We start from the raw sequence: 24,036 nt of genomic DNA on the forward strand, positions 1-24,036 counted from the left end.
TCACCGCTTCTCCGCTCGTCTCGCGGAGCTCGGCGGTGATCCTCGGGGCTCCGTAAGTGCCGTCCGATTCCTTGTGCACGGCCCGTATCCGGACGGTGAGCCTCGCGTCGGCTGCCTGCCGGGCGGCCCGGCCCGTGGCTGTCCGGCGCCAGTAGTAGAAGCTCGAGCGGCTGACACCAAGGATGCTGCAGGGCGTTGTCAGGTTGAGTGGGGGTGTCGCTCGGTGGGATGATCATCTGTCTGGTCGGGGTTGCTGGAGGGGCTGCTCGTGGAGACGGTGTCGTACCGGGGTTTCCGCTTCCCGCCGGAGATCATCAGCCACTGCGTGTGGCTGTACCACCGCTTCGGTCTGAGTCTGCGTGAGGTCGAGGAGCTGATGCTCGAGCGGGGCGTCGAGGTGTCTTACGAGACGGTCCACCAGTGGACCCGCCGGTTCGGCCCCGCCTACGCCGGCGCGCTGCGCCGGCGCCGCCCGCAGCCGGGCGACAAATGGCACCTGGACGAGGTCTTCGTCAAGATCAACAAGGTGCAGAAGTACTTGTGGCGTGCCGTCGACCAGGACGGGAACGTCCTCGACATCCTGCTGCAGAACCGCCGCGACGAGGCCGCGGCCAGGCGTTTCCTCCGGAAACTGATGAAGAAGACCCGCTCGGTGCCCAGAGTGATCATCACCGACAAGCTCCGCTCCTACGGAGCCGCCCACCGCATGGTGATGCCCTCGGTGGACCACCGCTCCCACAAGGGATCCTGCTGGCCAAATGTGGGGGGCAGTCAGGCCGTGAGGGTGAGGTCAAGTCTCGCGAGGTGACTGGTGCGGGTGTGGTCGAGGGGTTGGTTGTTCCACCAGGCGTCGAGGCGGATGAGGTTGAGGGCGACGGCGGAGTAGACGTGTTCGAGGTGGGTCTTCGCGAGGCCGCGATAGCGGGCCCTGCGGTTACCGGTGACGGCTGTGGCCTGGCGGATGGTGCCCTCGACGCCGGCGCGCAGGGCGTATGTGGTCTGCCAGTCGGCGTCCTGCTGGGCGGCGTGGTTCGTGTTGATCAGTTCCTGCAGGTCCCGTGGGCGCAGGGTGAGCTGGCGGCCCTGGCGTGTGGCGTCGGTGCATGCCGCTCTGACCGGGCAGGGGCCGCAGTCGGCCTCGTCGAAGCGGACCGCGATCCCTTCGCGGCCGTGTTGCCGGGCCGGGCTCCAGAACCTGCTGGTGGCGCCCTGGGGGCAGGTGGCTTGCTCGGCGTCCCAGTCGATGGTGAAGGCTTCGCGCTGGTAACCGGCGTTCTCCCGGTCCTGGCGGGAGGTGCCCGCCAGGAGCGGTGCGACCAGGGTGATCCCGAAGGCGGCCCGGGCCCCGGCGAGGAGTTCCGCGCTTGCGTAGCCGGAGTCGAGGTAGTGCTCGGCGGGCAGCAGGCCCCGGTCGGCGAGGGCCCGGTGGACGGGCTCGACCAGCTTCACATCGGGCACGGTCGCGTCCGTGGTCGCGACATGTGTGATCACGTTCGGGATGTCCGGACGCGCCCGGCGTCCCGGCCGCGGGGTCCCTCCGCCGGGCCGGGGCCGCTGGCAGACCTCGCTGATGTGCAGTTTGTACCCGGTCCAGTGTAGGGCGTTCTTGGTGCCGTTGCGGGCGTCGAGGTCGTAGGGCGAGGCCAGGCGCAGTCTGCCGGGCGGGAGACCCTCCTTGTCCGCCTCCCGCCGCTTGACCACCTCCCGCCCGTCGCCGCCGGTGGTGACCAGGTAGTTCTGCACAGTGATCCGGCGCAGGACCTGGACCGCGGGCAGCTCGCGCAGCCACAGGGGCGAGTGAGGGTTGTGGACCGCCCGCAGCAGGGCCACCGCGTCACGGCCGTAGTCCAGTACGAGTTCGTCCCGCTTGGCTTTGGAGCTGGCGGGACGCCAGCTCTCGTCGATGCGCCGCCCGTAGCGGCGGTTCCACCCACGGACGTCCACGGCCTGCGCCACCCAGTGCGGGGCCGCGGCGGACAGCGCCTCCAGCGCGGCCCGCACCGACTCCCCGCACAGCTCGAGGCGGTTCAGGTCCCGCACCGCCGCCAGCACGTGGGTGGAGTCGGTCCGCTGCTTACCCCCAGCCTTGACCAGGCCCTTGCCCTTCAATGCCGCCAGCAGCAGATCCAGTACCCGCTCCTCCAGGCCGTGCTCGACCACCCGGGTGCGGAACTCCGAGAGCACCGAGGCATCGAAGCCGACGTCCTCCAACTCCAGGCCAAGGCAGTACTTCCACGACAGGTCGAACCGGACCCGGTGGGCGGCGGCGCGGTCGGTCAGGTTCTCCGCCATCTGCAGCACCGTCACCATCGCCAGCCGCCCCGGCGACCAGCCCCGCCGGCCCCGCAGACCGAACGCCCCGGCGAACTCGGCATCCGCGAACAGCCCGCCCAGCTCATCCCGCACCCGCATAGCCAACGGCGGCGCCCCACGACCAGCCACCGCCCGCGCGACCCGCACCGTCACCTCAGGGACCTCGGGCCACTGCTCCGGCAGCAACGACATGACTCCCACCCCACCAGCCGGGAACGACAGAACCGGCCACCACCATGCCAACCGCCCGCCCTCACCGCAGGACACGACATTTGGCCAGCAGGATCCACAAGGGACTCAACAACCGGGCCGAGAACTCACATCAGCCGACGAGGCAGCGGGAACGCGCGATGAAGGGGTTCCGTTCCGTCGGCGCAGCCCAACGGTTCCTGGCCGCGTTCAGCGGCATCTCACCCCACTTCAGACCCCGACGCCACCTCCTCACCGCCACCGGCTACCGCACCGAAATGATCACCCGCTTCGCCATCTGGGACCAGATCACCGCCACCGCAGGCCTGCCCGCGGCCACCTGAAACAGACACCACTACCACGGCCAGACACGTCCCGAACCAGAAGATGCCCCCGAGAATCACTCAACCTGACAACGCCTTGCTGAGCCCTCGGGTGCTGATTGTGTAGATCCGCTGCCAGAGCGTCGGCCCGTGCGCACGGTCAGCCGCGCGGAGGCCCGGCCGGGTCGTACGTGGGTCGGGGCCGGGTCGGTTAGGGCTGGCGCATGCAGAGGGTGCCCCAGTGCCAGCCGGCGCCGATGCCGCACAGGATGTAGGTGTCTCCGGGGCGTAGTCCGCCGGCTGAGGCGGTTTCGTGGAGGGCGGTGAACAGGCCGGCTGCCCCGGTGTTGCCGAGCCGGTCGAGGGTGATGGGCGCGCGGTCGGCCGGGATGTCCAGGCGGCGGAGCGTCTCGGTCAGGATGTTGATGTTCGCCTGGTGGAAGAAGTAGTGGTCGATCTCGGTGGGCAGCAGGCCCGCCCGGCGGGTCGCGCCGGTGATGCTTTGCGGAAGGCGCGTGGTTGCCGTGTCCCACACGGCGGGTCCGTCCATGGAGACGTACTGCTTTCCCAAGGCGAGGGTCTCGGCGGTGGTGGGCAGGCGCGAGCCGCCCCCGGGGATCTGGACGGCGTACGAGAGCTGCGAGCCGATGTCGTACGAGAGCAGTCCGGCCCCCGGAGTTTCGGCGCTCGTCAGGATGGCCGCGGCCGCGGCGTCCCCGAAGAAGACTCCCCCGGTGCGGTCGGTGGGGCGGATGACGCGGGAGGCGCAGTCCGCTCCGATGACCAGGACGGTGGTGATCGAGGGATTCTGCAGGAGGTGGGCCGCTTGCAGTACGGCGTGGATGCCTGACGCGCAGGCGGCCTGGGCGACGTCCATGGCCAGCGCTCTGGTGGCGCCGAGCGCGTTCTTCACGATGACGGAGGTGGAGGGGAGTGGCTGGTCGGCGGTGTAGCTGGCGACGATGACCGCGTCCAGCTCCGAGGGGTCGAGCCGGGCGGCCTCCAGTGCGGGCCGGGCCGCGGCCACGCACATGTCGGAGGTGGCCAGTTCGGGTGCCAGCCGGCGGCGCTCCCGGATCCCGGTGCGGGTCGTGATCCACTCCTGGCTCGTCCGCAGGTTCCGGGTTAGCTCCTCGTTGGTCACGATCGCCGGGGGCAGGTGCAGGCCGGTGCCCGCGACGCCGAACGGGACCGGCAGGCCGTCACCGGTGTGCGTGTGGGCGGCCTGCTCGTACGTCATGGTCATGCGAGGGTGCTCCGGTCGGCAGAGGTGAGGGCTTCGAGGTCGGTGTAGAAGCGACCCGAGGGCCGGGGCAGACCGAGCAGGATGCGGCGGACGGCTTCCGCCGTCAGGGCCCCGCCGAGTGCGACACCCGAGGCGAGCTGCGGCCAACTGCTGAGCGTGGTGCCGATCTGGGGTACCGCGGCGGCCAGTTCCGGGCTGATGCGTGTGCGGTCGACCATCGTGAGGATCACCTCGACCGACTCCTCGAAGGTCAGGCCGATCAGGTCCGCGGAGGTGGTGGCGCCCAGGCGCCCGTGAAGGAGGGGCCGGTCGGGTTCGAGGTCGAAGCGTTCGACGTCCAGCAGGCCCCGGTCGTTCGCGTCCATCACAACCGCAATGCCCAGCGCGCGGGCGTGCTCGCGGGCGGCGAGCTTCACGTAGGGGGTGTCGCATTCTTCGACGAGGAGGTCGATGGGGCCCGCACCACCGGTGAAGAATTCCTCCATCGTCTCGTTGGTCAGTCCTCCGGGGTGGATCTCGATGTCTAGCCACGGGTCGATCTCCAGCATCTGCCGGGCCGCGATCACACACTTATTCAGGCCCAGGTGGTGCACTCCCGCACGCAGCCGGTTCAGGTTGGAGACACTGAGAGTGTCGAAGTCGGCGAGTTTGAAAGCGCCGCCGATGCCCTCCATCGCGAAGGTCAAGGCAGCGCTGCTGCCGACCGAAAGGCCGATGATGCCCACCCTGCATCCCAACAGGCGGCGCTGCTCAGGCCGTTCGATCCGGCCCCGGTTGCGGTCGGTGCGCACCAAGCGGAACTCCTCCCGGGGCAGCAGGTGGATTAGCCGTCCCGACCACGGGTACCAGACCCAGGTTCCGTAGTCGTGCGGCGCGGTGCCGCCGAGCTGCCCCGCGACCGCCCGCGCCACGGCCTGCAGTGAGGAGCGCAGCGCCGGTTCCCGGCTGGTGACCAGTTCCACCAGCTGTTCGTCGATGGTGTCCATGACCTCCCGGACCGCACCGGAGGCGAGGAGGGCCTCGCGGGCCCGCCTGTCGTCCGCGCGCGCCAGGTCGTACAGCACCGGCTGCCAGCAGGCCTCCGCCCCGGTGGCGGTGGCGGTGACCGTAGCGGTGGCCGCGGTGCTGTACGCGGGGGCACTCACCGCGGGGGCCTCGGAGGCCTTGGCCGCCGCCCGGCCCGGCTCGTCGAGTACGGCGTCCCGTACCGGGATGGTGGCGGCGGGGAAGGCGTCCTCCAGCTGCTCGACGAGGCCGCTGTACTCGCCGGCCGGGGTTGCGGCCTGGTACAGCATGATCAGTACGTCCTCGGTGTACCGCTCGACGTACCGGCGCGTTCCCGGTACGGCACGGAATCCGAACCGCTCGTGGAAACGGTCCTGCCCGTCGGCCGTTCCGGAGGTGCCGATCATCGCCTTGGCCCCCCAGGCAGCGTGCCGCGGCCATGGCGAAGGCGTTGAGGTGGATCCCCAGACCCAGCTTGCGGGCTTGGTGCTCGACGACGAGCCGGCTGTGCTCGAACGTTTCTCCTACGCCGAGGCCGTGCTCCCGCAGCACCTCCTCGTACCGGTCCGCCCCCAGATAGGCCCGGGTCTGGAACAGCTCGCCCGTCTCGGGCGTGGAGAGCCGTACGTAGCCCAGCGGCGGGCCGTCCGGCGTGCGGCGGCCGACGAAGTGCCAGGCTTCGAAATCGAGTTCCTGGTCATCGGCGTACGCGCCGTCGGCCGACCGGAAGCCGGGGCGACGGCCATGATCGAACAGAATCCTCGCCCGGAGTTCCCGGATCCGGCCGACCAGCCCGACCGCCTCCGGATCCCCGGGGCCGACGCGGAACGCGGAGACGTGCCAGGGCGTCTCCACGGCCCTGTAAACCTGCTGCACTGAGAACCGTCCTCCTCTTCGACTTTGACTCGCGGGTGACTCCGCCGTGCTGCTGCGCCCGGAGACCGGGTCAGAAGGGCCCGTACAGCCAGTTGCCGGGGGCCTCGGGGTCCTCGCTGGTGAAGAACTCCACGACGGCGGCGTCGATCTCGGCCGGGTCCAGGGTTCCGTCGCCGTCGCGGTCGAGCCTGCGGAACGACTCCTCCATCTGCTGCGCGGGCAGACCGCCGATCGCCTGGTTCAGCCGCTGGTATTCCTCAAGGTCGATGAGCCCGTTCCCGTCGGTGTCGCACAGGGAGAGCCAGGCACACGCCCCTTCGTGCAGGGTCTCCAGCAGGGTGACCGGGCTGACGCTCACCGAGCGCCGGATGCCCAGCTCGAAAGCCTCGACGTCAAGGCGGCCGGCGCCGGCAACGGTGGGCGCAAGGTGGTCCTGCCACAGCTCGTGGAGGGTGCTGCGCAGCGTGCCGATGCGGGCCGCCTGGCCGGGAAAGACCGCGTCCATCCGGTCGGCAACGGCGGTGAGGTCGTCCGCGCAGAGGAAGCCATCTCGGTCGGCGTCGAGCAGCGCGAACATGGAGCGCATCTTGCGGGTCAGTACCGGGATGACGGCGGTATCGGGCACGGAGTCCTCCTGCTCACGTCGGCGACCGATGATCACGGTCGTGCGCCCCATCCTTTGCGCGGGTGATCACCCGAAGCGTCATAGGCCACCCGAACGGACGCGGGGAACAGACATCCAGGAGTCAACGAAGCCGATCGACTCACCACCCATTCGAGGGCGATTCCCGACCGATCGCGCGCCCCCGGATACCGCAGTCCCCCGGCCCTGCGCACCCACCAGCCTCACCAACTCCGCTGTTCACCACGTGATTTCCGTACCACGGCGGGCAGCCGCAGGAGCCGCCGGATCCTTTCCGCACAGTGAACGGGCACGCGAACCGGCGCGCACATCACCGTGCGCGCCGGTTCGCGGGGAATCCAGGCAGTCCTGGCCGTTCAGAGGGCGCCGAATCGTCACTTCGCCCGCGCGCCCCTCCACTGCCACCCCCCAATCGGAGGCCACACCTCCCAAGAGGCCAACTTCTCGGCCAGTACCCGCTCCGGAAGGACCCGAGTCTGGCCGCCAGGCACTTGCCTGCATGGCTCTGTCACGTTGTCGGGGCAGGGTGAGATGATCTTCGGGTTGTCCGTCTGGTGAGGGGCTGGGGTTCGTGTCGTCTGTGGTGCCGTCGTACAAGAACCACCGGTACCCGGTCGAGATCATCGCGCACTGTGTGTGGCTGTACTTCCGCTTCCCGCTCTCCTTCCGTGAGGTGGAGGAGATGATGCTCGAGCGGGGCGTGATCGTCTTTTACGAGACCGTCCGCCGCTGGTGTCTGAAGTTCGGTCAGGCCTACGCCAACGCTCTGCGCCGGCGCCGCCCGCAGCCCGGCGACAAGTGGCACCTCGACGAGGTCTTCATCAAGATCAACGGGGCGTGGAAGTACTTGTGGCGGGCCGTCGACCAGAACGGGAACGTCCTGGACATCCTGGTCCAGAACCGTCGTGACAAGGCTGCGGCCAGGCGTTTCTTCCGCCGGCTCCTGACCACGACCAGGCGAGTGCCCCGGGTGGTCGTCACCGACAAGCTGCGCTCCTACGGGGCCGCGCACCGTGAGGTGATGCCCTCGGTCGAGCACCGTTCGCACAAGGGCTTGAACAACCGGGCGGAGAACTCCCACCAGCCCACCCGTCAGCGTGAACGAGCGATGAAAGGCTTCCGCAGCGTCGGCGGGGCGCAACGCTTCCTCTCCGCGTTCACCGGGATCTCACCCGACTTCCGCCCCCACCGCCACCTCATGACCGCCAGACGCCACCGCTTCGAGATGACCATCCGCTTCGCCGTCTGGAACCAGATCACCGGCACCACCGGCATGCCCGCCACAGCCTGAGCAGCGGGCCGCCGACGGCCCCCGCACGGCCTGACGCGCAATCAAACGATCACACCACCAACAACGTGACAGCACCTCTCGGCCGGGTAGCGGTGATTCTTGTACGACGGCACCACAGACGACACGAGCCCCACCCCACCCCGGAAGACCCCAACCCGAAGATCATCCCAGACGCCCGGACAACGTGACAGCACCCATCCATGGGCGAGCCTATGCGCGACGAGCGTGGCCGAGCGGGGTGGGGCTACGAAGAACGGCAGGTCAGCCCGCACTCACCACCACAGGACGATGTACCCGGCGCCGCCCGTGCTGCCGGCGTCGCCTCCCTGGTCTCCGCCGCTCCCGCCGTCGCCGCCGGTGGCCCGGCCCGGTGGTAGGGCGATGATGCCTTGCGGGGCGGGTTCGCCGCCTTGTCCGCCGGGGCCTCCCGAAATCTCGGTGCCCGACTGGCCGTCTCCGCCGGTGGGGCCGGTGCGGGTCACCCCGTCGCCTTGGCACATCGCCGTGCCGCCGGTGCCCCCGTCACCCGGGATGGGGGGAGTTCCTGGTGCGCCCGGCTGCCCGCCCTCAGCGTCCACGAGGGCGGTGGCATCGGGCGCAGTCAGCGTCGTGTCCCCGCCCTCGTCACCGCCATCGCCCGACTCTCCGGCAGCGCCGGCTCCGCCGCCGCTGCCGCCGCCCCCCACGCCGACCGTGTAGGTGCTGCCCGGGCTGACCGACACGACGCACCAGGCCAGACCGCCGGCGCCGCCCCCGCCCGCGCCGGCCCCCGGCCTGATGTCGCCCATGGTGACAGCGCCCGCCCCGCCGCCGCCCCCGCCACCGGCCCCCCATGCCTGGACATGGACGGAGGTGACGCCCGCGGGCGGGACGAACGTACCGTCAGCGAGGAACGCACGCAGTCCGTGGTGACCGGCGGGCCCCGGCGGGCCGGCGGGCCCCATCGGACCGATGGGCCCGGGAGGCCCGGGAGGCCCGGGAGGCCCGGGAGGCCCGGCGGGGCCGGTCGGCCCCTTCTTGCACGGGTGGTGGGCAGACGTCCCGGCCGGTCCGAAGGCACCTTCTCGATCAGGCCGGTTCTTGCCCTTCTCACATGTGTCACCGACAGAAGCACCCACCGCGGTCACGCCCGCCGGGGCCGCCACGACGCGTGCCGTGGCAAGCGCCGGGTCGGCCAGACATGAAAGGACGAGCACCGTGGACGCCATCGCGCCTCCGGCAACCCACCTCCCCCGCCTGGACGGCGGGCCGTGCACGGGGCTGCACCCGGACTCGACACTCATCTGGGGACTTCCTTCTCTTCAGGGGTTCTAAGGCACTCCAGTCAGAGCGAGCTTGCCCCAGGACGGGGGGCACGCGACGGCACCGCCCCTGGACGCGCTCGTGATATCAACGCATTGGCGCATCGGACGAGCCAGCGGCCGTTGGCGTCGTCGGCCGGTACGAACCCACCCGCCCTCACTTTCGACCGCGGGCGATTCTTGCCCGGCGAGACCGCTGATCAGCTGCCGTGAATCCCAGGTGCACGGTAGTGGCGGACAGCGTCGGGTTGTAGGCGCAAGCCCTCGTGCAGGAGGTGCTCGTCGCAGTCGGTCCGGGCAGCCGTCCACTCGACCTCGTCACGGCTCGTCGCGAAGAACAGATGCAGCTCATGTGAGGTGATCAGCAGCTCGAACCGCGGATACGCGGTCCTCTCAATCGAGGTCGCCCGAGTACCTCTTCGACTCGCGGGGCGGTCGTTTTCGGTCAGGCGCGAGGTGACGCGCTCGACCTGGCCGCGCAGCGCGCCGTTGCTGGTGATGGTCCGGGTGAGCGGGGACCGGTCTTGAGCCGGCTTTGACGAGGGCGTCGATGACGTCGATCGCCCGGTACTGCCGGCTGTTCAGGTCCGTGGTGGTGATGGGTGATCTCGGCGAATGCGATGGGCTAATCCTCCTCGTCGGCGTTGAAGTGTTGGACGCGCAGGATCAGCACGACGTCGTCGCGGTAGTCCTCCTGGTACCAGACGATGACGGGCCCCTCGGCGTGGGTCTTCACGCCGGACGCGGACTCGCGGATGTCGTAGGGGTGGCCGATGCGCCGTACCCCGACCGCGTCCGCGATCCGCTGGGCGACCGTCTCGACCTCGGATCGCTGCGGCCCGCTCAGTCCGCCGGCGACGTGCTCGGCGTCAGGGAGGTACTCCCAAATCCAGTCGCTCACGCGGCGGCGGCCTCCGCCTCGGCAAGGATGCGGCCGAGTTCGGCGGAAGCCGCCCGGCGTTCCGCACGGTCCTCGGAGTCGGCGGTGATGCGCTCGCACTCCCGGAAGCGGGCGGCGAGCTCGGGCCACCGCTCGACGGCCACCCACACCCACCAGTGCTCGGTGAAGGCGCGGGCGGGCATGAGGCTGTACTCGTCGCGGGTCTGGGCGGTGGCCGAGGTCCAGTGCTCGTCGAAGCGGTCGAGCGCCGTCTGGTCGAGCCGTGCGACGGCGGCGCGGAGCGCTGCGGGCGTCTTCGCCGGCATGTCGATCAGAGGGCCGGTGGGGTTGTGGGGTGCGGTGCTCATGCGGCCGCGCTCCCCTCGGCGGGCTGCTCGATGAGGGTGGCGCGGTAGGCGGCGGCCAGGTTGGAGATGTGCTGCGGGGTGACGTCCAGAACGCGGGCGACGGCGGAGTTCCCGCCGCGTCCGTGGGTGACGGCGATGCGCCCCGCGGCTTCCGCGAGGGCTTCCCGGGCCTCGGTGATGGCGGTCTGCAGGCGGGCCAGCTCGCGCTGTTCGGCGGCGGTGAGCTCGGCCTGCCGGGCTCGGGTGCGGGGTGTGTCGCTCATGGGGGGAGTGTGCACCCTAAAGCGACTTAATTGCAATCTCTATTGCCATTAGGGGATCAGTTGCCAGATCAGTTCTTGCAACACGTTCGACGTTCCGGGTGCGGGTCGCCGAGTTCACCTCGTCGGCCACCGTCGCGCAACTCGGCGGGCTCGCTCCTTGCCGGTGCGTCGCCGTCCTTGGGGTCTGCGATTGAATAAGAGCAAGATCCTCCCATCGTTCCCTCCCATCGTTCCCTCCCATCGTTCCCTCACATTGCCGGCACCGGTGGTTCCCGCCCTGCCCGGGGCCCGCCACCGCTCCGGCCCGTCCGGCTCCTCCGCCCGCGCGGCCATCGCTGCCTTCCTCTCCTCCCTCCCCGGCGAGTCCACCCGCTCCCTGCGCCGCACCTACCTCCAGGAGTACACCGCCCACCTCGCCACCACCCACGACTGCCGCGAAGCAGACCTCACCCTCGCCGACCTCCTCGACCCCGCCCACGCCACCGCCTGGCTCGACGCCGCCGCCCGCGGCGAAACCCGCAGGCGCAACAGCCTGCGCGGACCCGCCGCCCCCGCCTCCGCCAACTCCATGGCCGCCCGCACCAGCACCCTCAACACCTTCTCCGCACACGCCGGCCACCCCCTCACCCTCACCGTCCCCAAACCCGAATTCGCCCCCCGCCTCAGCCCCACCGAAGCCCACCGCACCCTCAAACTCCTCACCGCCCACCAACCCGACGGCATCCTCACCTCCACCTGGGAACGCACCGTCGCCCTCATCGCCCTCGCCGTCACCACCGGCCACGGACTCGCCCACCTCCAGCCCATGACCCTCGACGACCTCCAGCTCGACCGCCCCCTCCCCCGCGCCCGCACCGCCGGAGCCTGGTACCCCCTCGACACCGTCAGCCGCCACGCCGTCGCCCGCTGGCACGACACCCACCACGCCCTCACCGCCGGCCACCGCAAAACCCTCCACGGCGGCGACGTCCACCAACTCTGGGTCACCACCGCCCCCGGCCGCCCCCGCGGCAACCGCCCCGCACCCCCCGCCGGCCTCCCCGCCGCCCGCCGCCCGCCGCACGCTCGAAGCCGCCCACCGCCGCCTGGTCACCCTCGCCCTCGGCACACCCCTCCTCCTCGAACAGTTCTGCCCCGCAGACACCAACGACGCCTGAACACACACGAGGGCGAGGAACCCGCCGCAGCAGGCCGGACCCCAGCCACGGCCGATCCACTGGTGTAGCCCACCCGGCGTGGCCACGGCGGTCGCGGGCGCCCGGGGCGGGTGGAGGCGGCTGAAGGTCCCAGCCTCATCCTCGAGAACGACCGGGGCCTCGATCCGATCCTCGTCGCGGCGAAGCTACGGCGAGCGGCCGACTGCCGGCCCTGCAAGCGCAGACGGCAGCTACTCGCTCTTGATACCGGCCAGGGCGTTGAGCCGGCTTGCGCGGCGGGCGGGCGCTGCTGCGGCGCCGAGGCCGACCAGGGCGGCTGCGGCGAAAAACAGTGCCAGCTTTCCCCACGGGATGACGAGTTCCATGGCGGCTGCCTGGGTGATGGCCCAGCCGAGGAACACTCCCATGCCGACGCCGAGTACCGATCCGAGGACGGATATGACCAGGGCTTCGATCCGGATGGTCTGTCTGACTCCGGTGCGGTCCATGCCGAGGGCGCGGAGCAGGCCGATCTCGCGGCGGCGTTCGAAGACGGAGATGGTCAGGGTGTTGACCACTCCGACGACCGCGATGACGAGGGTCATCACGAACATCCCGGTCAGGATTTCGATGATCGGACCGGAGGTGCCGCCGTTGCCCTTGCCGTCGATGTCGTGCTGGAGCGAGGCGGCGAAGACGGCCATGCCGCTGACCATCGTGACGCCGATGCTGACCGCGGAAGCGGTAGCGCCGGTACGCCGCGGGTTCTGTACCGCGTTGCCGCAGGCCAGTGGGCCGGTCACCGGGAGGAAGCGTTCCAGCGGCTTGCGGGCGAGGCCGATGACTGGGCGGGAGAGGAACGGAGTCAGGACGATCATGCCGAGCAGCATGAGGACGGCTCCGCCGGTGATCACCCGGCCCCCTGCCGCATTGCCGATACCTGCCCCGACGGTGACGATGCCCGCTCCGACGGCGGCGAGCACTGCGCCGAGGATGTTGCGGATGGCGAGGCTCTTGGGTGTCGGTGGGGTGTGGATGCTGCTCATGGCGGCGACGGGGGCGATTTTGGCGGCGCGACGGGCCGGCAGCCACGCGGCCAGGACGGTGACGAGGATGCCGATGCCAAGGGACAGCAGCACGGTGACGGGTGTGACGATCAGAGGTCCGGCCGGCATGTCGGCGCCTGCGGCGCTGATGCCCGCCCTGATGAGCACGGACAGGCCGATGCCCAGAGGCACACCGCACAGGGAGGCTGCCGTGCCCACGAGGAGGGCTTCGGCCAGGACCGAGCCCTTGACCTGGCGGCGGGTGGCGCCGACCGCGCGGAACAGGGCGAGTTCGCGGGTGCGCTGACCGACCAGCATGGTGAAGGTGTTGGCGATGATGAACGTACTGACGAACAGGGCCAAACCCGCGCAGGCCAGCAGGATGTTCGTCAGCGGTTTGATGTTCTCCTCGGCCTGCGCCGTCTTCCCGGCCACTACGGAGGAACCCGTCTGCACCGTGGCGGCGCTGTCCTGGGCGATGAGCGGTTGGACCTGGGCCAAGAGCTGCTGGTCGGAGACGTCGGGCGTTGCCGTGAGGCTGATCTGGGAGTAGCGGCCCGGGCTCAGAAGGAGGCGCTGTGCGGCGTCGGTGCTGAAGAGCAGTGCCGGTCCCGTGGTGCGGCCGGCGGCGGGTGCGTAGAGGCCGACCAGTTTCTGGGGTCCGGCCTGGCCGGCCCCGACCGTGACCGGCACGGTGTCGCCGAGGCGGTACCCGGCCGCGGTGGCGGCCGTGCGGGTCATGGCCGTCTCACCTGACCGGGCGGGAGGGCGTCCCTCCACCATGCGATAGGCGGGGTCGCTGCCGTCCTTCCCCGGACTGTAGTTGCCGGCGACCGAGTACAGATGCTGGCCGTTCTTGCCGTCAACGGCGACGTGACCGGATACGGAAGCCCGGGCAGAGGCGACTCCCGGCAGGGTTTCGGTACGGCGCAGGAGTGCCCGGCCGAGACCGGCGTCGGCGCCGGCCGGCCGGTTGGTGCTGATCACCACCGAGGCGTCGCCGGCACTCTTGTCCACCGCGGCGCGTTCGGCGTTCACGGCGGTGTCGCCGAAGACGAGCACGCCCGAGACGAACGCGACGCCGAGGAGAACGGACAGGGCTGTCAACGTCAGGCGGGCTCGCTGGGCGAGCACGGTGCGCAGGGCGGTGCGGAACATGCGGAAGTCCTTGATGTCGGTGCGTGCGGCCTGGGTTGTCAGGCGGGCTGGTCGGTGCCGAAGCGCTTCATGCGCGCCAGGACGGCATCGGCCGTGGGCTGGTGGAGTTCGTCGACGATGCGGCCGTCGGCGAGGAAGACCACCCGGCCCGCGTAGGACGCGGCGACGGGGTCATGCGTGACCATGACGACCGTCTGGCCCAGTTCCCGTACCGAGGCGGCGAGGAAGGAGAGGACGTCACTGCCGGAGCGGGAGTCGAGGTTGCCGGTGGGCTCGTCCGCGAAGACGATCTCCGGTCGCGAGGCCAGAGCGCGAGCGCACGCCACGCGCTGCTGCTGTCCGCCGGAGAGCTGGGAGGGGCGGTGCTGGAGCCGGTCGGCCAGGCCCACGCTCGCCACCACCGTGTCCAGCCAGTCCTGATCGGCTGTGCGGCCGGCGAGCTGCAGCGGCAGGAGGATGTTCTCCAGAGCCGTCAGGGTCGGCAGCAGGTTGAACGCCTGGAAGATGAACCCCAGCTTCTCCCGGCGTATCCGCGTCAGATGCCGGTCATCGAGACCGCCCAGCTCCGTCTCACCGATCCGCACCGAACCGGACGAGAAGTCGTCCAGCCCCGCCATGCAGTGCATGAGCGTGGACTTCCCGGATCCGGAAGGCCCCATGATCGCGGTGAACTCACCCCGCCCGAACTGCACGCTCACGTCATCCAATGCCGCGACCCGGGTCTCCCCCTCGCCGTAGACCTTGCACAGCCCGACCGCAGCAGCCACCGAGCGGCCCACTGCACCCCGGGTCGATGGGGTGGCGGCAGGGGAAGAGGCGGCGTGGCGCATGAAGGTCTCCGGACGGTGCTGGACGGCAGAAAGGTGGTGTCCAAGGCTCCACGCGCCCGACCGGACACGGCATCCCCTGATCGGCCCACGCGGCAGTGGGTTCCCCTCGTGCCATCGCTGGTCCGTCGCGGAGAATGCCGGATTTAATGCGGCGGGTTCTCCGGCCGCCCCTCGCGAGGGTGCACGCATTTGCTGCGGCAGTCCCGAGAGGGTGGGACGCACACGACTATCGAACAAGTGACCGAACTCGGGAGCAGGGGTGCGCTCCGTCTGCCGCGCGCCCGAGTCGTGCCGCTGTCCGCCCCGCCCGCTTCGTTCACCACCGACGGCCTTCACATACCCCCGCCCGCCTACGACCCCGCGCTCGAGCCAACCGCAGATCGCAGGCCCCGTGAGACATTCTTGAACGCTACGGGCATCTGTGAGCGTTCGGTCAAGCCGTGGCCACTCGCGAAGACCGTGAAGGAGCTGGATGCCGGTGGCGATCGACGTCGAGCGGGTCCGTCAGGAGACGGCGGGAGTCGCGCGGGTGGTCCATCTCAACAACGCGGGGGCTGCTCTCGCGCCCCGCCCGGTAGTCGATGCCGTGATCGGGCATCTGCGTCTGGAAGAGCAGATCGGCGGGTACGAGGCCGCGGCCTCGCAGGCCGAGCGGATCGAGCACACCTACGACGCGCTGGCCCGCCTGATCGGCTCCGGACGGGATGACATCGCGGTGGTGGAGAACGCCACCCGCGCCTGGGACATGGCGTTCTACTCCCTGCCCTGGGCCGAAGGCGACCGCATCCTGACCGCCCGCGCCGAGTACGCCAGCAACGCCATCGCCTTCCTGCAGACCGCCCGCCGCCACGGCGTGCGCGTCGACGTCGTACCCGATGACGCTGACGGTCAGCTCGATGTCGACGCACTGCGCGCGATGATCGATGAACGGGTCAAGCTCATCGCGATCACGCACGTGCCGACCCAGGGCGGCCTGGTCAACCCGGCCGCCGAGATCGGAAAGGTGGCCCGCCAGGCCGGCCTCGTCTACCTGCTGGACGCCTGCCAGTCCGTCGGCCAGATGCCCGTCGACGTCGGTGAGATCGGCTGCGACCTGCTCACCGCGACCGGCCGCAAGTTCCTGCGGGCCCCGCGCGGTACCGGCTTCCTGTACTGCTCGCCGCGGATCCGCGAACAGCTGGAGCCGCCGTTCCTGGACCTGCACGCGGCCACCTGGACATCGGCCGACAGGTAACAGGTCCGAGCCGATGCACGCCGGTTCGAGAACTGGGAGACCTACTACGCCGGCAAGATCGGTCTCGGCACCGCCGTGGACTACGCCCTCGACCTCGGCATGGAGGCGATCGAGGAACGGGTGACCCACCTGGCCACCATATTGCGCGCGCGCCTGCGGGCGCTGCCCGGAGTGCGGGTCCACGACCGAGGCTCGCACCAGTGCGGCATCGTGACCTTCACCGTCGAGGGCCACGACAGCCAGGTCATCGCGCGGTCCTCCGGACGCGCGGGATCAACGTCTCGGTCTCCATCGCCGACTACGCACGCTGGGACTTCGAACCCCGCTCCCTCACCTCGGTCGTCCGTGCCTCCGTGCACTACTACAACACGGACAACGAAATCGACCGGCTGATCCACGCTCTGCCACCCCTAGCATCCACCGGCCACGAAGCCACCCGGTCCTGAGGAACCGCACCCCAAGCTGGCGCGGGACGTGTGCCACGGCAAGCGCGGCACCATTCACCAGGCGTACCGGGACGGGATGGAGGACCAGCTCGGCGCGCTCGGCCTGGTCCTCCACGCCATCGTGCTCACGACGAAGTACATCGACGCCGCGGTTGCCCAGCTCCGCGCCGAGGGCCACAAGATCCCGGACGAGGACATCGCCCGGCTCTCCCCGCTCAAGCACGCGATCCTCAACGTGCTCGGCCGCTACAGCTTCACCGCCTCGCCCCCGGCCACCGGCGCCCTGCGTCCGCTGCGCGATCCGCGGCCGGGTTGGGGCTTGACGAGGACGATCAGGAGTAGAGGGGCCCTCTCGGTTTGGACCCCTCGGATGCGCACGGCTACGGTCCTGCTCGGATTCGCCGGCTGCCTTGTCACCGGCGCGGCGTTCGCTCCCTCGGCTTTCGCTGCTTCTGTGCCGAGTGCGGCGCCGATTGCCCAGGAGCAGGCGTACGCACAGCGAATCGTGAACGTCCAGTTCCCCGGACAGCCGCGCGAGGCCCATGCCTTCGACCATGTCATCCAGCAGGAGAGCACCTGGAATCCGAGGGCTGTGAACGACACGAACCCCGAAGCACAGGGCCTGGGCCAGCTCGAGCAGGGTCCTCGCGCTGGCGCCGACTACCAGGCACAGCTCAACGCTGCACTGCACTACATGCTCCAGCGCTACGGCACCCCTGACGCCGCCTGGGCACACGAGACCACCTCGGGCTGGTACTGAGCCGCCACAAAAACTGTGCCGTAGCCGATCAAGGGACCGGAATCCGCAGGTCGGGCGTAGAGCTGTGATCCTCTGTACCGCCGGCTTCGATGAGCAGGGCGGCACCGGGCCGTCGTAGGCGCCCGCACGGCCCGGACCTTGTAGGGGCGACCCGCCGACAGTGGCCCGTATCCGGTCTGAGGCTGTCGCAAGGGGGAGACTTACAGCCGCGCCCAGGCCGGGCAGCGGCCCCTGCGGCGAGGGGCGCCTGTTCGCTCGTCCTGTTGTACGGCGGCGCGCCGGAGGCGCCTGAAGAGGAGCGTGCCCATGCGTGCACGGTCAGCGTCGGCCGCGCGGAGGGGGTCCTTCGCGGCGGTTTCGGTGGCGCTGTTCTGCATCCAGGTCGATTTCTTCGCCCTCAACCTGGCCATCCCAGGGATCGCGGACGAGTTCGCCATCACGGAATCGGCTGCCCAGTGGACCCTTTCCGCGTACATGATCGCGCTGGGCTGCTTCTTCATCATCGGCGGGAGGCTGGGGGACGTTTTCGGACGGCGCGGCACCCTGCTCGCGGGGACGGCGCTGTTCGCAGCCGGCTCTGTCTGGTGTGGGCTGGTGCCGGACCTGTGGCCGTTGGTGGCGGCGCGGGTCGTGCAGGGTGTCGGTGCGGCTCTCGTCTTCCCGGTCTCTGTCGCGGTCGTCAGCAACACCTTCCCAGACGAGACCCGGGCCCGTGCTCTGGGCGCTGTGTTCGGAATCGCCAACATCGGGACAGCTCTGGGACCCTTCATCGGCGGGGGTTTCACCGAGGGACCCGGCTGGCGCTGGATCTTCTGGCTGCTGGCGCCGCTCGCCGCAGTGGCGTTCCTCATCGCCGCCCTGTACGTCCCCGACTCGCGTGACGTCTCCGCGCCCCGCCAGCTCGACCTGCTCGGCTGCGGCACAATCGTCTGCGCGGTCGCGGCACTCACCCTGGCAGTGGAACGCGGCAGCGCCTGGGGCTGGGCCAGCCCCCGCACCCTCACGCTGTTCGCGGTCTCGGCGCTGTCGGGCTGGCTCTTCCTGCTGAGGGAGCGCCACGCCCGGCATCCGCTCGTCGACCTGCACCTGTTCCGCAATACCCCCTACGTCCTGGTGACCGTGATGGGCTCGGTCTCCAACATGTGCTTCGCCGTCACGGTCTTCCTCAGCACGCTTTATCTGCAGGGTGTGCGCGGGCTGTCACCACTGAGCGCGGGCATCGTTTTCCTGGCTCCGGCGCTGCTCACGGCTCTGAGCGGTCCGCTGGGCGCCCGGCTCGGCCAGCACATGCGGCCAACGACGGTGATGGCGATGGCGGGCGCGCTCGCCGGCACGGGCATGATCACGCTCAGTTACACCACGGCCTGGTGGCTGTACGTGCCGGTGTTCGCGTGGTGCGGCCTCGGGCTGGGTCTCGGCTACACCTACTCCAGCGTCGCGACGCAGCAGGTCGTACCGGCCGCCCGGGCGGGCGAGGCGTCCGGGGTGCTCCTGACATTCATGATCACGCTGGGGGCGATCGGGCTCGCCGCGGTGGCGGCCGCCCTCACGGCAATGACCCCGCAGCGGGGGCCGGACGAGGTGTACGAGGCGGTGCTGCGCATCGGCGGGGCGGCCAGCCTGGCGGTGTCGGGTGCTGGCCTGGCCGTACGTCGTCGGCGTGAGGGACCCGGAAATCCGGCGCAGGCCAGGAGGTGAGTGCCTTGATTCCCCTACAGATGTCAAGCTGCGGTTGGGGTGGGGGCCGTGGGGCTGCTGGCTGTCGGGTGCTGTCACGTTGTCGGTGGCGGGGTGGGATGATCTTCGATGTCCCCAACGGGAACTCCTCTTCCCCGGCTCTTCACAATCCAATGATCAGGTTGTCCACGGCCAAGGGCCAGGCCCCGCCCTCCACGCAGCACGCCAGGCCCTGTCCCAAGCCACGCTGTCCGCCTACGGGCCTTGTCACGTTGTCGGTGGTGCGGCTGACTGAGGGTGCGTCAGGGCATACGGGGCCCGGTCTGGCCCTCGGTTCAGGCCATGGTGGGCGTGCCGGTGGCACCGGCGATCCGGAAACACGTCACCGCCGCCGTCGGCATACCCGCCACCGCGTGAACCACAGGCAACCCCAGCCCCGGCATGCCCTGACGCACCCTCAGTCACCCACGCCCCCGATAACGTGACAGCACCTGTGTCGGGGCCAGGCCGGGTCGTGGTTCAGACGGAGGCAAGCAAGCCGGCGCTGCCGATGATGCGGCTCCAGATGGTGAAGCGGATGCTCATTCCGGGGCGGTGGCGGCGGCGGTCATGTGGTGGCGCCCGGGCGATGATGACCATCGCCACCCGTGACATTTCCCGGTCAGAGCCCCCTCTTAACGAGTTCAAGGAGTGTCGATCGTGCGGCGCATGCTGATTGTCCTGACTGCCTCCGGTGCCGCCATGCTGATCGGCTTGGACATCACCGCCGTCACAGTGGCGCTGCCCGCCATTGGCAGCGACTTGGGTGTGGGGGTGAACGGCCTGCAGTGGGTAATGGCCTCCTACGCGCTGGTCATGGCCGTGCTGCTCCTGCTGGCCGGAGCCGCCGGGGACCGGCTGGGCTACCGGAGATCGTTCTTCATCGGCATGGCCGTCTTCACGGTGGCCTCCGTGCTGTGCTGTCTCGCACCCAATGCCGAACTGCTGATCGTCTTTCGCGTTCTACAGGCTGTCGGGGCCGCAGGAATCCTGCCGATCGGTATGTCCATCGTTGCCCATACTTTCGAAAACGAGGCGCAGCGCAGTCGCGCAGTAGGAGTATTCAGTAGCCTGTACGGCCTGGGTCTCGCGCTCGGTCCGCTCTTCGGTGGCCTGCTCGTGGCGGCCGTGGGCTGGCGCGGAATCTTCTGGATCAATCTTCCCGCAGGCGCCCTCGTCATGGTCCTCACAGCTGCATGCGTGCCCGACCTCCACGTCGGCAGGCCACGCTCCTTGGATGTCTTCGGTCAGCTCCTGGTGATCGCACTGCTCGGACCGCTCATCTTCGCGATCATCGAGGCTCCGCAGCTCGGATGGGGCTCCGTGCCCATCCTCTTGTGTCTTGCTGTGTCGGCGGCTTCGTTGGCTGCGTTCGTGACGTGGGAGCGGCGACAGGTCGAGCCGATGGTGGACCTCCGACTGTTCGGCAGCGCTCCGTTCACCTGTGCCGCGGGCATCGGTTGCGCCATCTACGGAGCGTTCGCAGGGGTTCTGTTCGTGTCCACGCTGTACTTGGACGACATCAAGGGATTCTCTGCTCTCCGTGCCGGGATCTGGATGCTGCCGATGGCAGGGATGGTGGTGTTGTGCGCACCACTGTCAGGATGGCTGACCGGCCGCTACGGGGCCCGGCCCTCGCTGGTGACGGCCGGATGGGCAACCATGCTGGGCGGCCTGGACTTCGCCCTCGCGCACGCCGAAACCCATCCCGCCCTGCTCCTCATCGGTTTCGTCCTCTTCGGAGTAGCCATGGGCATGGCCAACCCGCCCACGACCCTCATCGCGATTGCCGGCATGCCGAAGGAGCGGGCCGGTCTCGCCTCGGCCATCCAAGTGACCTCCCGACGTGTCGGCTTCGCGCTGGGGACCGCGGTAGTCGGCGCTGTTCTCGCTTCCGGCTGGCACCGGTCCGACTCGGCGGCACATTTCACCACGGCTTCCAGGGCTGCATGGTGGATCATTACCGGGTGCGGAATCGCCGCCATCGCACTGGCCATTGTCGGGACGGGCAGTTGGGCGGCGGCCACGGCGGCCCGAGCCGCTGCGCACATGAGCAGGCGGTGAGCACCGCCACACCGGCAACAACTGGTCAGTCTGTTACCGCAATTGTCTGACTGTTTTTACCGGGGTGAAGTAGAGCCGCGGTTCCGGTCTGTTTGGGAGCCGGTTGTTCTCCGGTGAGTTCTTGGACTCAACCGGTCGTTGCAACACAGGCCTGTTGGAGCAACAGTACTTGCTCGTTGAGTGCCTCGGCTGGGGTCTTCCAGCCGAGTGTCTTGCGTGGTCTGGTGTTCAGTGCGTGGGCGACAGCTTCGATGTCCTCGGCGGACCAGCGTGAAAGGTCGGTGCCTTTCGGGAAGTACTGACGCAGGAGCCCGTTCGTGTTCTCGTTTGTGCCTCGCTGCCATGGGCTGTGTGGATCGGCGAAGAACACAGGGATACCGGTCTCGATGCGGAACTGCGTGTGTGCCGACATCTCTTTGCCGCGGTCCCATGTCACAGAGCGCCTCAGCTGCTCGGGCAGCGTCGACATCGTGTTGGCGAGTGCGTTCTTCATGGAGATCGCTCCGTAACCGGCCAGGGCGGGGCCGTTCTTCGTTCGGGGGATTGTCCCGAACCCTTCCTCGCGGGGCAGGTGGACCAGCATCGTGAACCGGGTCGACCGCTCGACTACGGTGCCGATCGCGGAACGCTCCAGCCCGATGATCAGGTCCCCTTCCCAGTGGCCGGGAACAGCACGGTCCTCGACCTCGGCGGGCCTCTCGCTGATCAACGCTTCCGGCGTCACGTGCGCCCAGGTCTTCCGGCGTGAACGCGCCCGCGGCGCACGCAGAGCGCGACCGGTTCGAAGACACAGAATGAGCTCGCGTTTCAGCGCTCCGCGGCCCTGAATGTAGAGGGCCTGGTAGATCGCCTCGTGGCTGATGCGCATGGACTCATCATCCGGGAATTCCAGCTTGATCCGGTTCGCGATCTGCTCCGGACTCCAAGCCTGGACCCATGCCCGATCCGCGCGATGCGGCTTGTTCCGTCCCGTCCAGTTGCCTGTTGCAGGACCTGCGATAGCCCTGCCGCATGGCGTGCTGATCTGACCGGACAGTCGCTCCTGGACGTAGGCGTGCAACCGCGGGTTGGCAACGAGCTTTGCCGCTTTCGGGCGGCGTGCAGCCATGTCGGCTTTCCACTGGGCAACGGACGCCCGATAGTCACGCCTGCCGGCTCTCGTGGCCGCGTTGCGCCTCAGTTCCCGGGAAATCGTTCCAGGATCACGACCGACATCTCGAGCGATCTCGCGCACTCCTTTGCCCTGGGCTTTGAGAAGCGCGATTTCTTCCCGCTCGCGAAACGACAGGTATCTGCCCGAAGGCGGCTTCGGATCGAACGGTCGCATGCCGCCACACTGGCGGTACCAGCGCGTCGCGACCGCCGGCGCCACGCCGACGACGGCCGCGGCCTCCTCGGCAAGAAGGCCCTTGGCGATCTCCGTCCAGAACGCCGCCTCGACATGACGCTGGTACTTCGGATGCCCCGGAGACCTCAACTTCGGACGCACCGCCCTGTCCGCTGCCTGCTGACGACGAACCACCCCACACCTCCACGATCACGAGGTGTTGCGACGACCAGTTGAATCCGCCTTGCGACCCGGCATCCGTGTGGTGGATCAACTCGCCTCGAACGTAGGAGTGTTGGTCGCGGTCGCGCTGCCACAGGGCCATCTCCAGAGCGTCCATGACGAGCTGGGTCTCCTTCGATGTGGAGGCGGACCAGCCGACGATGCGGCGGGAGAAGGTATCCACGACGAAGGCGACGTAGACCGTGCCGGCCCAGGTCGCGACGTGGGTGAAGTCAGCGACCCAAGTGCGGTTAGGGGCATCGGCGACGAAGTCGCGCTCAAGACGGTCGGGGGCCCTCGACGCGGCCGGGTACGGGATCGTCGTGATGACCTTCTTGCCGCGGACGGCGCCGGCGATACCGCTCTCGCGCATCAGGCGTTCGACGGTGCAGCGGGCCACGGTGTGTCCCTGCCGGTTCAGCTCCCGCCAGACTTTCCGGGCTCCGTAGACGCGGTAGTTGTTCTCGAACACCTCGTGGATCAGGGGCCTGAGTTCGGAGTCCCGCACCGTTCGCGGTGAGGGTGAATCCAGTCGTTTCTTGTGGGCGTAGTAGGTGGAAGGGGCGATCTTGCAGTCGTGCTCGGTGAGCGTTGCGCAGATCGGCTCGACGCCGCCGAAGCGGTCCCGGTGCTCGTCGATGAACGCTACGAACGAAGATGTGGCCGGTCGAGCTCGGCCGCGAAGAAACTCGCCGCGGCCTTCAGGATGTCGTTCGCTCGTTTCAGCTCGGCGATCTCCTTCTTCATCGCCTTGACCTGCGCGGATTCCTCGCTGGTCACGCCGGGGCGGGCGCCGGAGTCGATCTGAATCTGACGGACCCACTTGCGCAGTGTCTCGGTCGAGCCGATGCCGAGCTTCCCGGCCACGGCCTTGATCGCGGCCGACTCGTTCGGGTAGTCACTGCGGACCTCGGCGACCATACGGACCGCTCGTTTACGCAGCTCAAGGGGATAGGAGGAGGGGCATGCCATGACTCGATCCTTCCATGGAATCGAGTCTCTATCGAACACGGAACGGTTCACGGCGCTGAGCCTGCTGATCCCTGACGCCGCCGGCCTCTACCGGATCAACGCCCGTTACTTTTTCACGCTGAACCCTCGGATGCGCGCCCTCGTCGCCAATGCCTTCACCGACCCACCCGTCACCCCGGACGCACGAGCGAACGGCCCCCGGAAGATCGGGAACGTCGCCGCTCGACGCAGGCGGACCATCAGGCCTGTGTAGTCGGAACGTGCGGAAGCCCCTGACGGCCGTCAGGGGCTTCCGCACGTTCGAGTCGGGCCCTCCCCCTGTCACTTGGTAGCCGCACCGCCTGTGATGGGCCCTCACGCGGCCCTGAGAGGCATGATGTTGTCCAGGTTGGGTCCGTCAACGGTAGGGCGGGGGCGCGCGCCGGGT

General features: G+C 69.2%; 18 protein-coding genes and 6 pseudogenes. 10 read left to right on the forward strand and 14 right to left on the reverse strand.

Annotation, left to right across the window (positions count from 1 at the left end; translation table 11 throughout):
• A pseudogene (locus OG435_RS43905) lies at window positions 1–190 on the reverse strand (IS3 family transposase); the annotation flags it as partial.
• Window positions 191–250: 60 nt separating this feature from the next.
• On the opposite strand from OG435_RS43905, the pseudogene OG435_RS43910 reads away from it, so the two are divergent.
• Window positions 251–745, forward strand: a pseudogene (locus OG435_RS43910) (IS6 family transposase); the annotation flags it as partial.
• A 26-nt stretch (window positions 746–771) separates the two neighbouring features.
• Here OG435_RS43910 and OG435_RS43915 read toward each other — a convergent pair.
• On the reverse strand, window positions 772–2,505 hold the full coding sequence (locus OG435_RS43915) for an IS1182 family transposase (protein ID WP_266875295.1): 1,734 nt from the start codon (window positions 2,503–2,505) through the stop codon (window positions 772–774).
• A 50-nt stretch (window positions 2,506–2,555) separates the two neighbouring features.
• Here OG435_RS43915 and OG435_RS43920 point away from each other — a divergent pair.
• Window positions 2,556–2,846 (forward strand): annotated as a pseudogene (locus tag OG435_RS43920) (DDE-type integrase/transposase/recombinase); the annotation flags it as partial.
• A gap of 190 nt (window positions 2,847–3,036) precedes the next feature.
• Here the strand turns inward: OG435_RS43920 and OG435_RS43925 are convergent.
• Together OG435_RS43925 and OG435_RS43930 are read right to left on the reverse strand one after the other, a co-directional pair.
• Entirely contained in the window at window positions 3,037–4,071 is a 1,035-nt protein-coding gene (locus OG435_RS43925) for a 3-oxoacyl-ACP synthase III family protein (RefSeq protein ID WP_266886641.1), read from the reverse strand.
• The gene (locus tag OG435_RS43930) at window positions 4,068–5,483 is read right to left on the reverse strand and encodes a ThiF family adenylyltransferase (protein ID WP_266886643.1); all 1,416 of its coding nucleotides are present in this window, start codon (window positions 5,481–5,483) and stop codon (window positions 4,068–4,070) included. Before OG435_RS43930 ends, OG435_RS43925 begins: the two co-directional genes overlap by 4 nt.
• A gap of 49 nt (window positions 5,484–5,532) precedes the next feature.
• Between OG435_RS43930 and OG435_RS43935 the strand changes: the two genes are divergently transcribed.
• Window positions 5,533–5,955 carry a hypothetical protein gene (locus tag OG435_RS43935; protein WP_266886645.1) on the forward strand — a complete coding sequence of 141 codons (423 nt, stop codon included), beginning with the start codon at window positions 5,533–5,535 and terminating at the stop codon, window positions 5,953–5,955.
• 67 nt (window positions 5,956–6,022) lie between these two features.
• Here OG435_RS43935 and OG435_RS43940 read toward each other — a convergent pair whose 3' ends face one another.
• Window positions 6,023–6,577 carry an EF-hand domain-containing protein gene (locus OG435_RS43940; RefSeq protein WP_266886647.1) on the reverse strand — a complete coding sequence of 185 codons (555 nt, stop codon included), beginning with the start codon at window positions 6,575–6,577 and terminating at the stop codon, window positions 6,023–6,025.
• 589 nt (window positions 6,578–7,166) lie between these two features.
• On the opposite strand from OG435_RS43940, the gene OG435_RS43945 reads away from it, so the two are divergent.
• Window positions 7,167–7,886 carry an IS6 family transposase gene (locus OG435_RS43945; RefSeq protein ID WP_266874691.1) on the forward strand — a complete coding sequence of 240 codons (720 nt, stop codon included), beginning with the start codon at window positions 7,167–7,169 and terminating at the stop codon, window positions 7,884–7,886.
• Between the two features lie 272 nt (window positions 7,887–8,158).
• Here the strand turns inward: OG435_RS43945 and OG435_RS43950 are convergent, their stop codons facing one another.
• The 4 genes from OG435_RS43950 to OG435_RS43965 all read right to left on the reverse strand — a co-directional run bounded on the left by OG435_RS43950 (window position 8,159) and on the right by OG435_RS43965 (window position 10,698).
• Window positions 8,159–8,830, reverse strand: a complete 672-nt coding sequence (locus OG435_RS43950) for a hypothetical protein (protein ID WP_266886649.1) — start codon at window positions 8,828–8,830, stop codon at window positions 8,159–8,161.
• A 982-nt stretch (window positions 8,831–9,812) separates the two neighbouring features.
• Window positions 9,813–10,088, reverse strand: coding sequence for a hypothetical protein (locus tag OG435_RS43955; protein ID WP_266886651.1), 276 nt, complete (start codon window positions 10,086–10,088; stop codon window positions 9,813–9,815).
• Window positions 10,085–10,435: a DUF6247 family protein gene (locus OG435_RS43960; RefSeq protein ID WP_266886653.1), complete on the reverse strand. Its 351-nt coding sequence runs from the start codon at window positions 10,433–10,435 to the stop codon at window positions 10,085–10,087. Before OG435_RS43960 ends, OG435_RS43955 begins: the two co-directional genes overlap by 4 nt.
• A complete protein-coding gene (locus tag OG435_RS43965; protein WP_266886655.1) occupies window positions 10,432–10,698 on the reverse strand; it encodes a hypothetical protein in 267 nt (88 codons plus the stop codon). The genes OG435_RS43960 and OG435_RS43965 overlap by 4 nt, the downstream gene beginning before the upstream one ends.
• Before the next feature lie 265 nt (window positions 10,699–10,963).
• On the opposite strand from OG435_RS43965, the gene OG435_RS43970 reads away from it, so the two are divergent.
• The gene (locus tag OG435_RS43970; RefSeq protein WP_266886657.1) at window positions 10,964–11,923 is read left to right on the forward strand and encodes a hypothetical protein; all 960 of its coding nucleotides are present in this window, start codon (window positions 10,964–10,966) and stop codon (window positions 11,921–11,923) included.
• Between the two features lie 162 nt (window positions 11,924–12,085).
• Here OG435_RS43970 and OG435_RS43975 read toward each other — a convergent pair whose 3' ends face one another.
• Both OG435_RS43975 and OG435_RS43980 read right to left on the reverse strand, forming a co-directional pair.
• Entirely contained in the window at window positions 12,086–14,038 is a 1,953-nt protein-coding gene (locus OG435_RS43975) for an ABC transporter permease (RefSeq protein WP_266886659.1), read from the reverse strand.
• A 38-nt stretch (window positions 14,039–14,076) separates the two neighbouring features.
• Window positions 14,077–14,868, reverse strand: a complete 792-nt coding sequence (locus OG435_RS43980; protein WP_266886661.1) for an ABC transporter ATP-binding protein — start codon at window positions 14,866–14,868, stop codon at window positions 14,077–14,079.
• A gap of 586 nt (window positions 14,869–15,454) precedes the next feature.
• Here OG435_RS43980 and OG435_RS43985 point away from each other — a divergent pair.
• The 4 genes and pseudogenes from OG435_RS43985 (at window position 15,455) to OG435_RS44005 (ending at window position 21,088) form a co-directional block, all read left to right on the forward strand.
• Window positions 15,455–16,495: pseudogene (locus tag OG435_RS43985) on the forward strand (aminotransferase class V-fold PLP-dependent enzyme).
• 51 nt (window positions 16,496–16,546) lie between these two features.
• A pseudogene (locus tag OG435_RS43995) lies at window positions 16,547–16,852 on the forward strand (Tn3 family transposase); the annotation flags it as partial.
• Between the two features lie 762 nt (window positions 16,853–17,614).
• A complete protein-coding gene (locus tag OG435_RS44000; RefSeq protein WP_266886663.1) occupies window positions 17,615–19,006 on the forward strand; it encodes an MFS transporter in 1,392 nt (463 codons plus the stop codon).
• A gap of 687 nt (window positions 19,007–19,693) precedes the next feature.
• Complete coding sequence (locus tag OG435_RS44005) at window positions 19,694–21,088, forward strand: MFS transporter (protein WP_266887142.1); 1,395 nt, start codon at window positions 19,694–19,696, stop codon at window positions 21,086–21,088.
• A 127-nt stretch (window positions 21,089–21,215) separates the two neighbouring features.
• On the opposite strand, the gene OG435_RS44010 is transcribed toward OG435_RS44005, so the two are convergent.
• The 3 genes and pseudogenes from OG435_RS44010 to OG435_RS44015 all read right to left on the reverse strand — a co-directional run bounded on the left by OG435_RS44010 (window position 21,216) and on the right by OG435_RS44015 (window position 23,609).
• Window positions 21,216–22,610 carry an IS30 family transposase gene (locus OG435_RS44010; protein ID WP_430625793.1) on the reverse strand — a complete coding sequence of 465 codons (1,395 nt, stop codon included), beginning with the start codon at window positions 22,608–22,610 and terminating at the stop codon, window positions 21,216–21,218.
• 61 nt (window positions 22,611–22,671) lie between these two features.
• Window positions 22,672–23,277, reverse strand: a pseudogene (locus OG435_RS50855) (IS3 family transposase); the annotation flags it as partial.
• Between the two features lie 5 nt (window positions 23,278–23,282).
• Window positions 23,283–23,609: a transposase gene (locus OG435_RS44015; RefSeq protein ID WP_266886665.1), complete on the reverse strand. Its 327-nt coding sequence runs from the start codon at window positions 23,607–23,609 to the stop codon at window positions 23,283–23,285.
• Between OG435_RS44015 and OG435_RS44020 the strand changes: the two genes are divergently transcribed.
• Window positions 23,608–23,862, forward strand: a complete 255-nt coding sequence (locus OG435_RS44020; RefSeq protein WP_266886669.1) for a hypothetical protein — start codon at window positions 23,608–23,610, stop codon at window positions 23,860–23,862. The genes OG435_RS44015 and OG435_RS44020 overlap by 2 nt on opposite strands.
• The last annotated feature ends 174 nt before the right edge of the window (window positions 23,863–24,036 follow it).

The organism is Streptomyces sp. NBC_01264 (assembly GCF_026340675.1).
Lineage (GTDB): Bacteria > Actinomycetota > Actinomycetes > Streptomycetales > Streptomycetaceae > Streptomyces.

Coding starts and splice junctions, on each gene's coding strand:
- OG435_RS43980 (WP_266886661.1), bottom strand. CDS start 14,868: ATGCGCCACGCCGCCTCTTCCCCTGCCGCCACCCCATCGACCCGGGGT.
- OG435_RS44015 (WP_266886665.1), bottom strand. CDS start 23,609: ATGGCATGCCCCTCCTCCTATCCCCTTGAGCTGCGTAAACGAGCGGTC.
- OG435_RS44005 (WP_266887142.1), top strand. CDS start 19,694: ATGCTGATTGTCCTGACTGCCTCCGGTGCCGCCATGCTGATCGGCTTG.
- OG435_RS43975 (WP_266886659.1), bottom strand. CDS start 14,038: ATGTTCCGCACCGCCCTGCGCACCGTGCTCGCCCAGCGAGCCCGCCTG.
- OG435_RS44000 (WP_266886663.1), top strand. CDS start 17,615: ATGCGTGCACGGTCAGCGTCGGCCGCGCGGAGGGGGTCCTTCGCGGCG.
- OG435_RS43965 (WP_266886655.1), bottom strand. CDS start 10,698: ATGAGCGACACACCCCGCACCCGAGCCCGGCAGGCCGAGCTCACCGCC.
- OG435_RS43925 (WP_266886641.1), bottom strand. CDS start 4,071: ATGACCATGACGTACGAGCAGGCCGCCCACACGCACACCGGTGACGGC.
- OG435_RS43930 (WP_266886643.1), bottom strand. CDS start 5,483: ATGATCGGCACCTCCGGAACGGCCGACGGGCAGGACCGTTTCCACGAG.
- OG435_RS43960 (WP_266886653.1), bottom strand. CDS start 10,435: ATGAGCACCGCACCCCACAACCCCACCGGCCCTCTGATCGACATGCCG.
- OG435_RS43915 (WP_266875295.1), bottom strand. CDS start 2,505: ATGTCGTTGCTGCCGGAGCAGTGGCCCGAGGTCCCTGAGGTGACGGTG.
- OG435_RS43950 (WP_266886649.1), bottom strand. CDS start 8,830: ATGGGGCCCGCCGGCCCGCCGGGGCCCGCCGGTCACCACGGACTGCGT.
- OG435_RS44020 (WP_266886669.1), top strand. CDS start 23,608: ATGACTCGATCCTTCCATGGAATCGAGTCTCTATCGAACACGGAACGG.